A 14,450-nucleotide genomic window follows, 5' to 3' on the forward strand; every position below is an offset into this window, starting at 1 on the left:
CGGGACCGGGGCGCGCCGGTACGGCCGTCAGCCGAGGTCCGGAGCGTGCAGGGCCAGGACGCCCTCGATGTTCCCGTCCAGATAGTGCCGGAGCGACAGCGGGACGAGGTGGACGGAGGCGATGCCGACGCGGGTGAACGGCACCCGCACGATCTCGTACTCCCCCGCGGGCTCCTCCATCTCGGGTCCGTGCCGCTGGGAGGGGTCCATCGACTCCAGGCGGCAGACGAAGAAGTGCTGCACCTTCACACCGGTCGCGCCGCCGTCCGCTCCGATGTGCTCCACGGTGTCCACGAAGCAGGGCACCACATCGCTGATCTTGGCGCCGAGCTCCTCGTGCACCTCCCGGTGCAGGGCGTCGACGACGGTGGTGTCCCCCGGCTCGACCCCGCCACCGGGAGTGACCCAGTAGGGATCGACACCGGGCTTGGTGCGCTTGATCAGGACGAAGTCGTCGCCGTCGAGGAGAACGGCACGGGCGGTGCGCTTGACCACGGGTCGGACGGTCATGGGAGAAATGTGGCCCAGCTTGTTCCACGTGAAACATCGTGGATCGCCACCACGTGCGTTCGCCCGGCGAGGCCCGTAGGAGCCCGAGAGAGACCTCAGCACCAGCGAGGGGCCGTCCGCAGCAGCCACTCGTGGGCCCGCGCGATGTGCGGCATGGCCAGCGTCCCGGTGCGCACCACCAGGAAGTACGTGCGCAGCGGCGGCACCGCCGGCTCGTGGAGGGCCACCACCTCCCCCCGCGCCAGGGCGTCGGCGCACAGATAGCGGGGCAACACCGCGAGCCCGGCCCCGGCCGCCGCGCAGGCGAGCACCGCACGCAGATCGGGCACGATCACCGCACCGGCCACAGCGGGCCGGGAATCGAAGACCGAGGCCCAGTAGCGGAACACGAAGGGCAGCGACTCGTGAACCTCGATCACGGGGACGTTCCTCAGAGCTGCCACGCCCTTGGCCCCCGGCTGCACGGGCCCCGCCTCCTCGGCCCAGCGGGGGGCCGCGACCAGGACGTGCTCCTCGTCGCAGAGCGGAGCCGCCGTGAGCAGTCCGCCGCGTGGCCGGGCCGTCGCGATGGCGAGGTCGTGGTGCCCGGCGGACAGCCCGTCCAGCACCTCCTCCGCGGTCCCGAACGAGGCGCGCAGCGCGAAGCCCTGTCCGTCCTCACCGGTTAGCTCGGTCAGCGCGGGCAGCGCCCGTTCCGCCGTGAACTCGGGCGGTCCGGCCAGGTGCAGCGTGCGTAACGAGGACTCGTCGTCGAGGCCCGACTCGGTGATCTCCACCAGGGCGTCGAGGTGCGGCGCGGCCTTGTGGGCGAGCTCGTCGCCGATGGAGGTCGGTGTGACACCGCGGGCCTGGCGCAGGAACAGGGGGCGGCCGAGCTGCCGTTCCAGGGTGCGGATCTGCGAGGTGACGGCCGGCTGGGACAGGCCGAGCAGCGCTGCCGCCCGGGTGAAGGAACCCGCCCGGTGCACGGTCACGAACGTACGCAGCAACGCCAGATCCACAGTCCGCCCTTCGCTCGCGGCACCCCGTGCCCCCTGCTCACCGGCCGCACTCAACTATAAATATGTCGATAGGCCCCTGTCGCTACCGTGATTGGACACTGACAAAGAGTCAACTAGCCTGGTGCGCACGGTTCTTCACCCATGGAACCGAAGGCGGTCCGAGCCACGAGGGGGGAGGCTCGGACCGCCCGCCGCGCCGGACACCGGGCCCGCCGCGCCGGACACCGGGCCCGCCGCGCGGCGCCGGCCGTCGGGCCGGCCACGCCGAAGCGGTCAGCGCGCCGATTCGTCCAGCGCCCGCAGCACGTCCGCCACCAGGTCCGCCGGGTCCTCGGCGCCGACGGACAGCCGGATGAAGCCCTCCGGCACCGCGTCCCCGCCCCAGCGCCCGCGCCGCTCGGCCGTGGAGCGCACGCCGCCGAAGCTGGTGGCGTCGTCCACGAACCGCAGCGCGTCGAGGAAGCGCTCGGCCCGCACGCGCGTGGGCAGCGTGAAGGAGACCACGCAGCCGAAGCGCCGCATCTGCCGCGAGGCGACCGCGTGCGAGGGGTCGTCGGCGAGCCCCGGGTAACGCAGCCCGGTCACCTCCGGGCGTCCGCGCAGCACCTCGGCCAGGGCCAGGGCCGAGGCGTTCTGCCGCTCGACGCGCAGGTGCAGGGTGGCGATCGAACGGTGCGCGAGCCAGGCCTCCATCGGACCCGGGATCGCGCCGACGATCTTGCGCCAGCGCCGCACGCCCGCCATGGCCTCACCGTCCCGGCCGGCGACGTAGCCGAGCAGGACGTCGCCGTGCCCGGTGAGCTGCTTGGTGCCGCTGGCCACCGAGAAGTCCGCGCCGAGCTCCAGCGGCCGCTGTCCCAGCGGCGTCGCGAGGGTGTTGTCGACGGCGACCAGGGCGCCCCGCGCGTGGGCGGCCTCGACCAGCCGCCGGATGTCGCACACGTCCAGCCCGGGGTTGGACGGGGACTCGATCCACAGCAGCCGGGCGCCGTCCAGCACGTCGAGCTGGGCGTCCCCGCCGGTCGGGGCGGTGCGTACCTCGACGCCGAAGGCCTCCAGCTGGGCGCGCGCCAGGGGAAGCGCCTGGTAGCCGTCGTCGGGCAGGACCACGGCGTCGCCGGCGCGCAGCTGGGAGAAGAGCACCGCGGAGATGGCCGCCATGCCGGAGGCGAACACCAGCGTCCGCACGTCCTGACCGGGCGACTCCAGCTCGCCGATGGCCTGTTCGAGCAGCGTCCAGGTCGGGTTCTCGTCCCGGCCGTAGGTGTACGGGCCCGTCGGCTCGCCCGGCAGGTGGAAGTGGGCGGCGAAGACCGGGCCGGGGAGGGTCGGCTCGTGCTTGACCGGTTCGGGAAGTCCGGCCCGCACCGCGCGCGTGCCGTCGCCCGCCGGGAGACCGGTGTCCCGCCCGGTGCCGTCGCCCGCCGGAAGACCGGTGCCCCGCCCGGTGCCGTTCGTGCCGTCCGCAGCGGAGTCGCCCATGCCGCCCGTCCTTTCGCCTGCTGTCGTCGTGCCCGCGGGCCCCGGCCCGCCGCTCCCACCCTCTCAGAGCCCGGTGGCCGCGTCGTGCGGCCGGGTCGCTCAGTCCTCGTCCGGCAGGACCATGTGCAGCGCCCAGGAGACGACCGAGACGACGAGGCCGCCGAGGACGGCGGTCCAGAAGCCCTCGACGTGGAAGCTGAGCTGGAGCTTGCCGCACACCCAGGAGGTCAGCAGCAGCATCAGCGCGTTCACGACCAGGGTGATGAGACCGAGCGTGAGGATGAACAGCGGGAGGGTCAGCACCTTCAGCACCGGCTTGACCAGGAAGTTCACCAGACCGAAGACCAAGGCCACCACGATCAGCGTGCCGGCCTCCTTGGCGGTGCTGTCGCCGGTCAGGGTGATCTTGTCGAGCAGCCAGACGGCGACCGCCAGAGCACCCGCGTTGGCGATCGTCTTGACTACGAAATTCTTCATGTGTCTGATCGTGGCAGACGAGATCGACTACGGACACGGGCGAGGCGATGAAGGCATTCCGGCTGGACGAACTGGAGGCGGAGCGAGCCGCCAACGAGGGCGCCTACCTTCAGTTCCTGCGGGAGCGGAACATGTCGGTCGGGCTGTACGCGCTCGACGCGGGCGAGCACGACCCGCAGCAGCCGCACGGTCAGGACGAGGTGTACTTCGTCGTGAGCGGCCGGGCTGCGATCACGGTGGGCCTGGAGACGACCGAGGTGGCGCGCGGCAGCGTGGTGTACGTGCCGGCCGGGGTCGCCCACAAGTTCCACCACATCAGCGAGGACCTGCGGGTCCTGGTGGTGTTCTCTCCCCCGGAAGCCTGAGGCGTTCTCTCCGGGTTCCCTAGGGGATCGGTCAGGGGAGGACAAGGGATGCGGAGCCCCCGTCAGGCCCTTCGTCGGCCCTAGCATCGAGTGCAGGACATCGACGGGCCCGGCGAGCACGGGCGAGAGGTAGGGACGAGGGCAATGCGAGAGATCTTCGCGGGGCTGCCGTGGTGGGTGAAGTGGGTCGCGGTGCCGGTCATCGCCCTGGTCGTGTTCGGCGGGCTGATAGCGAGCGTGGTCCACTTCGTGATCTACCTGCTCTTCAAGCTGCTGATCTGCGTCGCCCTGGTCGGCGGACTGATCTACATCGTGCGGAAGTTCATGGCGAGCTCGCGCAGCGACTGGTGAGCGCCCCGGGGACACCGGTGACCGGTAACACGACGCACCGGTTCCCTCGCGGGAGGGAAGTTTCCCCGGCAAGCCGTCCCTGACCGGTGGCAGGCGGATAAGGTCCGGAGATCGTCGCGGGGGCCGGCCCCCGCGGGCGGCGCCCCCCACCCGTGTTTCCCCGCACGGGCTGCCCCCACGCGCTCCGGGAGTGACCCTTGGCCACGGTTGACACCGCACCCGCAGAACGGCCCGCACCCCGGCCCGCACCCTCCGCTCTCGGGACACCGTCCCGCGCCATGGCGCTGCCGGCGCAGCCGCGTTCCACCCCCGAGGCGGACCGGGCCCGCCCGCGGGTGCCGGAGCAGCCGCCCGCCCGTACGGCCCAGACGCTCATCGGATCGGTCCAGCGCGCGATGCGGCTGCTGGAAACCGTCGCGGGGCACCCGCACGGAGCCACCGCCAAGCAGCTGGCGCGCGAGACGGGTCTCGCCCTGCCCACCGCCTACCACCTGCTGCGCACCCTGGTCCACGAGGGCTATCTGCACCGCGACAAGGGGCTGTTCTTCCTCGGCGAGGCGGCCGAGCGGCTGAGCAGCAGCGGAGCCGCGCAGAAACGTCGCGGCACGATCGCCGACACGCTCGGACGATGGCGGGATTCGATCGGTGCGCCGGTGTACTACGCGATGTACCGGGACGGCGAGATCGACGTCCTGTGCGTGGCCGACGCCCCGGCCTGTCCGGCGGTCGAGGAGTGGGCCGACTTCCGGGAGACCGGGCACGCGCACGCGGTCGGGCAGTGCCTGCTCTCGCAGCTGGACGAGGACGCCCGCCGCGACCACCTCGCCCGGCATCCCGCGCGGTCCCTCACGCCGTACACGGTCCGTGACGGTCACGCGCTGCTGCGCCGGGTCGAACGGGTCGGGCGCATGGAACCGGTGACGGAGCGGCAGGAATACGCGCTGGGGACGGTCTGCGCCGCGGTGCCCATCACCGTGGGCACGACGGCCTGCACCGTGGCGCTGTCGCTCCCCGCACACCAGGCCGACCGGTTGCCCTCCGCCGCACGGCAGTTGCAGCACGAGGTGGGGCGCAGCGCCGGCTCTCTGGCGCTCGCTATCAGTATCTGAAAACTCACTCCTTGTGATCCGGCGTGTACGTTCAGCAAGATGCCTCAAGTGACACTTGGATGATTCCCGGCCAGTCGACGGCAGATGACGGGGTAGCAATGCGCGAGTCCGTACAGGCAGAGGTCATGATGAGCTTTCTCGTGTCCGAGGAGCTCTCTTTCCGCATTCCGGTGGAACTGCGGTACGAGACCTGTGATCCCTATGCCGTGCGGCTGACTTTCCATCTGCCCGGCGATGCCCCGGTGACCTGGGCCTTCGGCCGGGAGCTGCTGATCGACGGGGTGGGGGCGCCGTGCGGGGACGGCGATGTGCGGATCTCGCCGGCCGACAGCGACTCCCTGAGCGAGGTCCTGATCCGGCTTCAGGTCGGTCCGGACCGGGCGTTGTTCCGCTCCTCCACCGCGCCGCTCGTGGCGTTCCTCGACCGTACGGACAAGCTGGTGCCGCTGGGGCAGGAGGGCGCGCTGGCCGACTTCGACACCCATCTCGACGAGGCGCTGGACCGCATCCTCGCGGAGGAGCAGAGCGCGGGCTGAAGCGTTTCGGCAGGGGGTGCTGACGGCGGAGGGACACGTCGCCGCTCCCGCCGGTGGTGCGGAGCGCCGCACCGCCGCTCACGACGTCCGGTCAGCGCTTGCGGCGCCTGCCTCGGCCGCCACGTGCCGGCGCCGGGACGCCGGGGCCGACTCCGCCGCTCCCGGCCGGCGCCGGTCGGTCGGCCGAGACCACCAGCGCGGCGAGCGCCGTGGTGACCGGCACCGAGGCCACCAGGCCGATGGAGCCCACCAGCGTACGGACGATCTCCTCGGCCACCAGCTCACTGTTGGCGACGGTCCCCACACTGCTCTGCGCGATGGAGAAGAGCAGCAGCAGCGGCAGCGCGGCGCCCGCGTAGGCGAGGACGAGGGTGTTGACCACGGACGCGATGTGGTCGCGCCCGATGCGGATGCCCGCCCGGTACAGCCCGCGCCAGCCCATCGTCGGATTGGCCTCGTGCAGCTCCCAGACCGCGGAGGTCTGGGTCACCGTCACATCGTCGAGGACGCCGAGCGAACCGATGATGACGCCGGCCAGCATCAGGCCGCTCATGTCGATCGACGGATACAGGCCATGGATCAGCCCGGTGTTGTCGTCGGTGTTGCCGGTGAGCGCGGCCCAGCCGATGAACAGCGAGCCCAGAAGGCCGATCAGCACCAGGGAGATCAGGGTGCCGAGCACCGCCACCGACGTCCGTGCGGACAGGCCGTGACACATGTACAGGGCGATCAGCATGATGGCGCTCGCCCCGACCACGGCCACGACCAGCGGGTTCGAGCCCTGCAGTATCGCGGGCAGGATGAACAGGTTCAGCACCAGGAAGCTGATGGCCAGGGCGACCAGCGCCATGACGCCCCGCAACCGCCCGACGACCACGACGGCGAGTGCGAAGACGCCCGCGAGCAGCGCCACCGGGAGACGCCGGTTGACGTCGGTGACCGAGTACTGGAGTTCCCTGGGCGCGGAGGGCTCATAGGCGACCACCACCTTCTCGCCCTGGTGGAGCTGGCGCGACTGGTCGGGCTGCACGATCTCGGTGAACGTCCGGCCCTTGTCGTGGCCGGTGTCGACCCGCACCGTGGCCTTCTTGCAGTCGCCGGTGGCCTGCGCCTGCGCGGAGGCGCCCTCGGCGGTGGAGGTGTCGCCGGTCGGGGCGTCCCCGGAGGTGTTCACCGCCTTGCAGCTGACCGCCACCACCTGGGTGACCGTGGCCTGCTGGGTCTGCCGGTCGAAGCCCACGCCGGTGCGCTGGTGCGAGGGGGCGCCACCGGGCCACAGGACGGCGAGACCGACGAGCACCGCCGCGGCGAACGGGATGAGGATCGCGGCGATGACCTTGCGCAGGTGCTTGGAGACGGGAGTCGCCGGGCCATGGCTGTGGCTGTGGCCGTGGCTGTGCGCCTGTCCGTGGCCCTGCTGCGGGCCGTGCTGATGCCCGTGCTCGCCGGAGGCTCCGCGCCCCGGTTCGGGCGGCGGATGGGGGAACTGCTGTGTCGTGGTCACCGCCCGATCATCGCAAGAAGGGCGGAGGCCCACTGTTCACCGCGCCACAGATGACGCTAGCGTGGAGGCACCTTTGCACACGCGGGAGCTCGGAGCACCGGGCTGAGAGGGCGCTGACCTTCGTCTTCGCGGTGTTTCACGTGGAACCAACGGTGTTTCACGTGAAACCTGCCGGACGGGAACCGCTGCGTCGACCGCCGAACCTGTTACCGGGTAATGCCGGCGTAGGGAGTAGGTCTCATGACCAACAAGGACGCACGCACGCCTGCCTCCACGCAGTTGTCCAGCGACGGGGAGCAGTCCGCTCCTCGCGGGGAGGCCGGCGAGTCCATCGGCTGGCACAAGGCGTACGTCGAGGGCTCACGCCCCGATCTGCGCGTGCCGGTCCGTCAAGTGCACCTCACCAACGGGCAGTCGGTCACGTTGTACGACACGTCGGGCCCGTACACCGATCCACTCGTGGAGACCGACGTCCGCAGGGGCCTGTCGCCGTTGCGGGAGAACTGGATCATCGCCCGCGGCGACACCGAGGAGTACGCGGGCCGTCCCGTCCGTCCCGAGGACGACGGCATCAAGCACACCTCGCCGCGCGGCGGTCTGCGCAACCTCGACGCGGTGTTCCCGGGCCGGCCGCGCCAGCCCCGCCGGGGCCGCGGCGGGGCGGTGACCCAGCTCGCCTACGCGCGGCGCGGGGAGATCACGCCGGAGATGGAGTTCGTGGCGGTCCGGGAGAACGTCGCTCCCGAGGTCGTCCGCGAGGAGATCGCGGCGGGCCGCGCGGTGCTGCCGGCCAACGTGAACCACCCGGAGATCGAACCGATGATCATCGGCAAGCGATTCCTGGTGAAGGTCAACGCCAACATCGGCAACTCCGCGGTGACCTCCTCCATCGAGGAGGAGGTCGAGAAGATGACCTGGGCGACCCGCTGGGGCGCCGACACGGTCATGGACCTCTCCACCGGCCGCAACATCCACACCACCCGGGAGTGGGTGCTGCGCAACTCCCCCGTGCCCATCGGGACGGTTCCGCTCTACCAGGCCCTGGAGAAGGTCGACGGCCGGGCCGAGGAGCTGACCTGGGAGATCTACAAGGACACGGTCATCGAGCAGGCCGAGCAGGGGGTGGACTACATGACGGTCCACGCCGGTGTGCGGCTGGCGTACGTACCGCTGACGGCGAACCGCAAGACGGGCATCGTCTCGCGCGGCGGCTCGATCATGGCGGCGTGGTGTCTCGCGCACCACCAGGAGTCGTTCCTGTACGAGAACTTCGAGGAGCTCTGCGAAATCCTCGCCGCTTACGACGTCACGTACTCCCTCGGCGACGGCCTGAGGCCGGGCTCGATCGCGGACGCCAACGACGCGGCGCAGTTCGCGGAGCTGCGGACGCTCGGGGAACTCAACCGGATCGCGCAGCGGTTCGACGTGCAGACCATGATCGAGGGCCCGGGACACGTCCCGATGCACAAGATCAAGGAGAACATCGACCTCCAGCAGGAGATCTGCGACGAGGCCCCGTTCTACACGCTCGGTCCGCTGACGACGGACGTCGCTCCGGCGTACGACCACATCACCTCCGGCATCGGCGCGGCGATGATCGCGTGGTGGGGCACGGCGATGCTCTGCTACGTCACGCCCAAGGAGCACCTGGGACTGCCCAACCGGGACGACGTCAAGACCGGCGTGATCACCTACAAGATCGCCGCGCACGCGGCGGACCTCGCCAAGGGGCACCCGGGCGCGCAGGAGTGGGACGACGCACTGTCCGACGCCCGCTTCGAATTCCGGTGGGAGGACCAGTTCAATCTGGCGCTCGACCCGGACACGGCACGGGAGTTCCATGACGAGACGCTTCCGGCGGAGCCGGCCAAGACGGCGCACTTCTGCTCGATGTGCGGTCCGAAGTTCTGCTCGATGAAGATCAGCCAGAGCATCACGGAACGGTTCGGCGGCAAGGCGGCGGACGGGGTCTCCGCCGAGGAGGTCGCCGAAGGCATGCTGCAGAAGTCGAAGGAGTTCGCCGCGAGCGGGAACCGGGTGTACCTGCCGCTGGCCGAGTGAGCGCGGCACGGGGCCGGGCGGCGCCCGGGGGCCCGGGGCCCCCGGGTGGCCGCACAGCCGGCCGCGGCGCGGCGGCTAATCCGGCCGGTGCTCCGGTCCGCCGAAGTCCGGGCTGCTGAAGTCCGGGCTGGTGAAGCGGGGGCGAGCGGTCGGCGCCCCTTCGTCGGGGCTGCTGAACCCCGGGCGGCCGTATCCGAGGTGCGGGATGCGGTCGCCCGGCGCCGCCGTGGTGGTGCGGCGCGGGGCGACCGCGCCCGGAGCGGCCAGCGCCGCGTGCAGGAACGGCACGATGCCGCGTTCGAGCAGCGCGTCGCGCCACGCCTCCCTGGCCTGGCCGACCTCTTCGGGGAGGCCGCCGTGGCCGCCGTACTCGGTCGAGGACCGGTTGCGCAGGGCCGCGATCAGCAGTCCCGCGCCGGCGACCACGATCGAGGCCGCGGTCACCGCGCCGAACACCCAGCCGGCGGTGATCATCGTCCGGGCGAAGGCGGGCGCCGGGTCGAGCATCTTCAGCAGATAGCCGACGAGCAGGAAGACGGTCGCCGCTATCCCGGCGAGGACCGGGGCGAGCACCGCGACGACGGCCCCCGCGCCCGCGCCGGCCGCCCCGGCGGCCGCCGCGACCGTGCCCGGCTCCGCCGCGCCGGCGTCCAGGCCGGACGGGGCGGTGGGCGCCGGCCGGCGCAGTTCCTCACGGGTCTTCACGTAGTGCTGGTACTCGTCCGCGGCGGCCGCCGTGATCAGGGCCGTGGCGCCGAGCGCCATGGTGCGCAGCTGCTCGGTGGTGAGCCGCTGTCCGATGGCGGCGAGTTCCGGGCGGTGTGGGGCGGAGCGCAGCGCCTCATCGAGGATCCGCTCGAATTCCTGGCGATCCTCGCTCAGCAGGTACTGCGGAACGCTGTTCATGTGCATCCCCCGATGCTCCGTAGGGCTTGGGGGCTCGCATGGCGACGAGCCGTCGGGCAGAAACGGAGGGGAGCCTGCTACGGATAAGCCGATGGTAGAGCCGCGACGGCGCGCGGTGACAGGGGGTTTCCACAAATTGCGTGCCGGCCGGACCGGCCGGCACGCGTGGAGCGGGGGTGCGGTGAACGCTCAGCCGTCCAGCGGCAGTTGCTGGACCAGCAGCTTCCCGGCCATGGTCACGCCGCCGTCCATCGCGATGGCCAGCCCGTCGGCGTAGACGTGCGGTCCCTCCACCACGGGCCCGGTCGAGTCGTCGCCCTCCTCGGAGCCGACTTCGCCCAGCAGATAGGGAATCGGGCTGTGGCCGTGAACGATGCGGGTGCCGCCGTACGTATCGAGCAGGGAGCGCACGGCGTCGGCGCCGCCCTCGTCACGGAAGGAGAAGCGCTTGGTGAACTTGCGGAACAGGTCCCACACCTCGTCCGCGTCGTTGCGGGTGAGCGCCTCGCGGACGGTGTCGTTGACCTCTTCGATCGAGCGGCCGTAGTCGAGGTAGGCGGTGGTGTCGGAGTGCACGAGCAGATAGCCGTCGACCTCCTCGATCGCGTCGAGGCGGGCCATCCATTGCAGGTGGTGGTCCTGGAGGCGGTCCATGTCGGACTTCTGGCCGCCGTTGAGCAGCCAGGCCGCCTGGAAGGTGGCGGTGCCCGCGCCGGAGTTGACGGGGGTGTCGCCGAACCGCCGGGCGCCGAGGAGCAGCAGCTCGTGGTTGCCCATGAGCGCCTTGCAGTAGCCACCGGCCGCGGCCGCCTCGGCGGACAGCCGCATCACCAGGTCGATGACGCCGATGCCGTCCGGACCGCGGTCGGTGAAGTCGCCGAGGAACCACAGCCGTGCGGTGCCCGCGCACCACTGGCCCGCGGCGTCGACGAGGCCCTGCGCCTGGAGGGCGGCGACCAGCTCGTCGAGATAGCCGTGCACATCGCCGACGACGAACAGCGGGCCGGGTCCGGTGGCCGGCTGCTGCACGGCCGGCGCGGCCGCCGGGGCCGTGTTCACCTGGAGCGTGTCGCCGCGGTGGATGACGGGCAGGTCGCGCTCGGTCGGCGTGTACCCGTCCGGGTAGCCCTCCGGGGCCGCCGGGTAGCCGGGCTCGGCCGGCGCCGCGGTCTCGGCCGCACGGCTGCCGTGGGCGTACGGGCCGGTCTCGTTCACATACGCGGGCACGCGGAAGTCACGCAACGTCGCCGTCCGCTCCACCTCGGGTCCCTGACCGGCCCCCTGAGTCATCGACCCCTCCACCATCGCGCCGCATCTGCACCGCTTCGGACTGCCTGGTCGCAGCGGCCCGCGGTGTCGTGCGCCCATCATAGGAATGCGGATCGCGCCATGTGATGACCCAGGGGTGGTGAATCGGAACAGGACTCAGGTTCACCGCGGCTTTCGCCCCGATTGGGCAGTCTTCGGCGCGCTCGCGGCCGGCTGTCCCTACCGTCCCTCCGGCGCGCGTGGCGGGCTGACCGTCGTGCGCGGCGGGCGACGCTGGGACGAGGTGCGCACGATCAGCTCGGTCGGTATCACCTGCTCGACCGGGTGGTCGGACTCGACTCCCTCGATGGCGTCGATGAGGAGCTGGATGACCGCCGTGCCGATGCGGCGCGGTTTCAGGGAGAGCGTGGTGATGGGCGGCTCGGTGCTGGCGTACACCGTGGACTCGCTGCAGCACACCAGCAGCAGGTCGTCGGGGACGCGCAGCCCGTAGCGGCGGGCGGCGGCGAGCAGGTCGGTGCCGTTGGGGTCGAACAGTCCGTAGACGGCGTCGGGCCGGTCCGGGCGGGCCAGCAGCCGGTCGGCGGCGACGGCGCCCGCGCACGGGTCGTGGGCCGGGTAGGTCTCGTAGACCGGGTCCTGGCCGACGCGCTCGCACCAGTGCAGGTAGGCGGTGGTCGACAGGTGGGTGTACGTGTCGGTCGAGGTGCCGGTGAGCAGGCCGATGCGGCGGGCGCCGGCCTCGGCGAGGTGGTCGAGGATGCCGAGGACGGCGGCCTCGTGGTCGTTGTCGACCCAGGCGGTGACCGGCAGCGCGCCGACCGGACGGCCGTCGCTGACCACGGGTAACCCCTGCCGCACCAGCTCGCTGACGACCGGGTCCTGGTCGGAGGGGTCGATGACGACCGTGCCGTCCAAGGCGACGTTCGACCACACGTCGTGGCGGGAGGTCGCGGGGAGGATGACGAGGGCGTAGCCGCGGGCGAGCGCGGCCGAGGTGGCGGCGCGGGCCATCTCGGCGAAGTACGCGAACTCGGTGAAGGTGAAAGGTTCATCCCCGTACGTGGTCACGGTCAGACCGATGAGGCCCGACTTGCCGGTACGGAGGGTGCGGGCGGCGGCGGAGGGGCGGTACCCCAGCCGGTCGGCCACCTCGCGGACATGGCGGCGGGTGGCGTCCGGGAGTCTGCCCTTGCCGTTGAGGGCGTCGGAGACGGTCGTGATGGAGACTCCGGCGGCGGCGGCCACGTCTCTGATGCCCGCCCGGCCCGGCCGGCTGCCTCGCCGTGAGGTTTCCGCGCGGCTCACCTGGTGCTTCCCTGCTGCTGTCATGGCGAGCCGATAGTAGGGCTCATACGGTGGGGTAGCGCGGACGCATATGCACACATTGGCAGGCACGTTTCTGCATGGTCAGAAGCGTGTAAGTACCTGAGAAACGCAGCCTGTTCGTCGTTCTCACGGCAGTACGTGATGCGGTGGCAGGTGTGTGCCTGTCGAGCCTCCGAGGTATCGAAGAGGTCTCAACTCACCTTCATGGGGGACGCGCGCCACGGCGCAAGCCACCGGCGCATAGATATATGTATGGTGCGCCCCTGATTTGCACCTCTTCATCCGACGATGTCCCTGATGTCCGCACGACGTGCGCGGGTACCCGGCCGCGCGAGTCCCGCCCGCCGACGAGACCGTCCGCGCCCCCGGCGGGAGTGAGGGCCGCCGACCCATTCGCAGCGGCGGCCAATCCTCATAGGGTGTGCAGTATTGGAAGCCGGTGTGGTCACGAGGAGGACTGCGGTGAGCGAGAAGAACCCGAAGCTGCGCGCCGAGCTGGAGGGTATCCCCACCTACAAGCCGGGAAAGCCCGCAGCGGCCGACGGCCCGGCAGCGTACAAGCTGTCCTCGAACGAGAACCCCTACCCGCCGCTGCCCGGCGTCATGGAGACCGTGACGGCGGCCGCCTGCGACCTCAACCGGTACCCGGACATGGCGTGCACCGCCCTGACCGAGGAACTGGCCGAGCGCTTCGGGGTGCCGGCCTCCCACGTGGCGACCGGCACCGGTTCGGTCGGCGTCGCCCAGCAGTTGATCCAGGCCACCAGCGGCCCCGGCGACGAGGTGATCTACGCCTGGCGCTCGTTCGAGGCCTACCCGATCATCGCCCAGATCAGCGGGGCGACCTCGGTCAAGGTGCCGTTGACCTCGGACGAGGTGCACGACCTGGACGCGATGGCGGACGCGATCACCGACCGCACCCGGCTGATCTTCGTCTGCAACCCCAACAACCCGACCGGCACGGTGGTGCGGCGGGCGGAGCTGGAGCGCTTCCTCGACCGGGTGCCCGGTGATGTGCTGGTCGTGCTCGACGAGGCCTACCGCGAGTTCATCCGCGACGCCGAGGTCCCGGACGGCGTGATGATCTACCGCGACCGGCCCAACGTCTGTGTGCTGCGCACGTTCTCCAAGGCGTACGGGCTGGCTGGGCTGCGGGTGGGCTTCGCGATCGCCCACGAGCCGGTGGCGGCGGCGCTGCGCAAGACCGCGGTGCCGTTCGGCGTGAGCCAGCTGGCGCAGGAGGCGGCGGTCGCCTCGCTGCGGGCCGAGGACGAGCTGCTGGGCCGGGTCGGCTCGCTCGTGTGCGAGCGCACGCGCGTGGTCGACACGCTGCGCGCCCAGGGCTGGACCGTGCCCGAGACCCACGCCAACTTCGTGTGGCTGCGGCTGGGGGAGCGCACGGTCGCCTTCGCCGAGGCGTGTGAGCAGGCGGGCGTGGTCATCAGGCCGTTCGCGGGCGAGGGTGTGCGGGTGACCATCGGCGAGACCGAGGCGAACGACATCTTCCTGAAGGCGGCCGAGGCGTTCCGCAAGGAGGCGTGAGCGGTTCC

Annotated in this window: 14 protein-coding genes; 6 read left to right on the forward strand and 8 right to left on the reverse strand. The window is 71.3% G+C overall.

What is annotated here, in order from left to right; translation table 11 throughout:
• Nucleotides 1-27: 27 nt before the first annotated feature.
• The 4 genes from ABEB07_RS07480 to ABEB07_RS07495 form a co-directional block, all read right to left on the reverse strand.
• Nucleotides 28-510 (reverse strand): NUDIX domain-containing protein, encoded by a 483-nt coding sequence (locus ABEB07_RS07480; protein ID WP_164585205.1) that lies wholly within the window; start codon nucleotides 508-510, stop codon nucleotides 28-30.
• A 95-nt stretch (nucleotides 511-605) separates the two neighbouring features.
• Nucleotides 606-1,511 (reverse strand): LysR family transcriptional regulator, encoded by a 906-nt coding sequence (locus ABEB07_RS07485; protein WP_345667523.1) that lies wholly within the window; start codon nucleotides 1,509-1,511, stop codon nucleotides 606-608.
• Nucleotides 1,512-1,784: 273 nt separating this feature from the next.
• Nucleotides 1,785-2,993: a cystathionine gamma-lyase gene (locus tag ABEB07_RS07490; RefSeq protein ID WP_345667525.1), complete on the reverse strand. Its 1,209-nt coding sequence runs from the start codon at nucleotides 2,991-2,993 to the stop codon at nucleotides 1,785-1,787.
• A 99-nt stretch (nucleotides 2,994-3,092) separates the two neighbouring features.
• Nucleotides 3,093-3,470: a phage holin family protein gene (locus tag ABEB07_RS07495; protein WP_176149688.1), complete on the reverse strand. Its 378-nt coding sequence runs from the start codon at nucleotides 3,468-3,470 to the stop codon at nucleotides 3,093-3,095.
• A 47-nt stretch (nucleotides 3,471-3,517) separates the two neighbouring features.
• Here ABEB07_RS07495 and ABEB07_RS07500 point away from each other — a divergent pair, with 47 nt between their 5' ends.
• From ABEB07_RS07500 to ABEB07_RS07515, 4 genes are all read left to right on the forward strand, one after another.
• Entirely contained in the window at nucleotides 3,518-3,835 is a 318-nt protein-coding gene (locus ABEB07_RS07500) for a cupin domain-containing protein (protein ID WP_176149687.1), read from the forward strand.
• 144 nt (nucleotides 3,836-3,979) lie between these two features.
• Nucleotides 3,980-4,186 carry a DUF5326 family protein gene (locus ABEB07_RS07505; RefSeq protein ID WP_164585200.1) on the forward strand — a complete coding sequence of 69 codons (207 nt, stop codon included), beginning with the start codon at nucleotides 3,980-3,982 and terminating at the stop codon, nucleotides 4,184-4,186.
• A 278-nt stretch (nucleotides 4,187-4,464) separates the two neighbouring features.
• A complete protein-coding gene (locus ABEB07_RS07510; protein ID WP_345667526.1) occupies nucleotides 4,465-5,295 on the forward strand; it encodes an IclR family transcriptional regulator in 831 nt (276 codons plus the stop codon).
• A 98-nt stretch (nucleotides 5,296-5,393) separates the two neighbouring features.
• Nucleotides 5,394-5,831 carry an SsgA family sporulation/cell division regulator gene (locus ABEB07_RS07515; protein WP_164585215.1) on the forward strand — a complete coding sequence of 146 codons (438 nt, stop codon included), beginning with the start codon at nucleotides 5,394-5,396 and terminating at the stop codon, nucleotides 5,829-5,831.
• Between the two features lie 91 nt (nucleotides 5,832-5,922).
• Here the strand turns inward: ABEB07_RS07515 and ABEB07_RS07520 are convergent, their stop codons facing one another.
• The gene (locus ABEB07_RS07520) at nucleotides 5,923-7,335 is read right to left on the reverse strand and encodes a YibE/F family protein (protein WP_345667527.1); all 1,413 of its coding nucleotides are present in this window, start codon (nucleotides 7,333-7,335) and stop codon (nucleotides 5,923-5,925) included.
• Between the two features lie 240 nt (nucleotides 7,336-7,575).
• On the opposite strand from ABEB07_RS07520, the gene thiC reads away from it, so the two are divergent.
• Complete coding sequence (gene thiC, locus ABEB07_RS07525) at nucleotides 7,576-9,396, forward strand: phosphomethylpyrimidine synthase ThiC (protein WP_345667528.1); 1,821 nt, start codon at nucleotides 7,576-7,578, stop codon at nucleotides 9,394-9,396.
• 75 nt (nucleotides 9,397-9,471) lie between these two features.
• Here the strand turns inward: thiC and ABEB07_RS07530 are convergent, their stop codons facing one another.
• From ABEB07_RS07530 to ABEB07_RS07540, 3 genes are all read right to left on the reverse strand, one after another.
• Nucleotides 9,472-10,308 (reverse strand): hypothetical protein, encoded by an 837-nt coding sequence (locus tag ABEB07_RS07530; RefSeq protein WP_345667530.1) that lies wholly within the window; start codon nucleotides 10,306-10,308, stop codon nucleotides 9,472-9,474.
• A 183-nt stretch (nucleotides 10,309-10,491) separates the two neighbouring features.
• Nucleotides 10,492-11,607: a metallophosphoesterase gene (locus tag ABEB07_RS07535; RefSeq protein ID WP_345667531.1), complete on the reverse strand. Its 1,116-nt coding sequence runs from the start codon at nucleotides 11,605-11,607 to the stop codon at nucleotides 10,492-10,494.
• A 183-nt stretch (nucleotides 11,608-11,790) separates the two neighbouring features.
• Nucleotides 11,791-12,903 (reverse strand): LacI family DNA-binding transcriptional regulator, encoded by a 1,113-nt coding sequence (locus tag ABEB07_RS07540; RefSeq protein ID WP_164584687.1) that lies wholly within the window; start codon nucleotides 12,901-12,903, stop codon nucleotides 11,791-11,793.
• Between the two features lie 459 nt (nucleotides 12,904-13,362).
• On the opposite strand from ABEB07_RS07540, the gene hisC reads away from it, so the two are divergent.
• Nucleotides 13,363-14,442, forward strand: a complete 1,080-nt coding sequence (gene hisC, locus ABEB07_RS07545) for a histidinol-phosphate transaminase (RefSeq protein ID WP_176149683.1) — start codon at nucleotides 13,363-13,365, stop codon at nucleotides 14,440-14,442.
• Nucleotides 14,443-14,450: the final 8 nt, after the last annotated feature.

The organism is Streptomyces similanensis (assembly GCF_039543625.1).
Lineage (GTDB): Bacteria > Actinomycetota > Actinomycetes > Streptomycetales > Streptomycetaceae > Streptomyces > Streptomyces similanensis.

Coding starts and splice junctions, on each gene's coding strand:
- ABEB07_RS07480 (WP_164585205.1), bottom strand. CDS start 510: ATGACCGTCCGACCCGTGGTCAAGCGCACCGCCCGTGCCGTTCTCCTC.
- ABEB07_RS07490 (WP_345667525.1), bottom strand. CDS start 2,993: ATGGGCGACTCCGCTGCGGACGGCACGAACGGCACCGGGCGGGGCACC.
- ABEB07_RS07495 (WP_176149688.1), bottom strand. CDS start 3,470: ATGAAGAATTTCGTAGTCAAGACGATCGCCAACGCGGGTGCTCTGGCG.
- ABEB07_RS07500 (WP_176149687.1), top strand. CDS start 3,518: ATGAAGGCATTCCGGCTGGACGAACTGGAGGCGGAGCGAGCCGCCAAC.
- ABEB07_RS07505 (WP_164585200.1), top strand. CDS start 3,980: ATGCGAGAGATCTTCGCGGGGCTGCCGTGGTGGGTGAAGTGGGTCGCG.
- ABEB07_RS07510 (WP_345667526.1), top strand. CDS start 4,465: ATGGCGCTGCCGGCGCAGCCGCGTTCCACCCCCGAGGCGGACCGGGCC.
- ABEB07_RS07515 (WP_164585215.1), top strand. CDS start 5,394: ATGCGCGAGTCCGTACAGGCAGAGGTCATGATGAGCTTTCTCGTGTCC.
- thiC (WP_345667528.1), top strand. CDS start 7,576: ATGACCAACAAGGACGCACGCACGCCTGCCTCCACGCAGTTGTCCAGC.
- ABEB07_RS07530 (WP_345667530.1), bottom strand. CDS start 10,308: ATGCACATGAACAGCGTTCCGCAGTACCTGCTGAGCGAGGATCGCCAG.
- ABEB07_RS07535 (WP_345667531.1), bottom strand. CDS start 11,607: ATGGTGGAGGGGTCGATGACTCAGGGGGCCGGTCAGGGACCCGAGGTG.
- ABEB07_RS07540 (WP_164584687.1), bottom strand. CDS start 12,903: ATGACAGCAGCAGGGAAGCACCAGGTGAGCCGCGCGGAAACCTCACGG.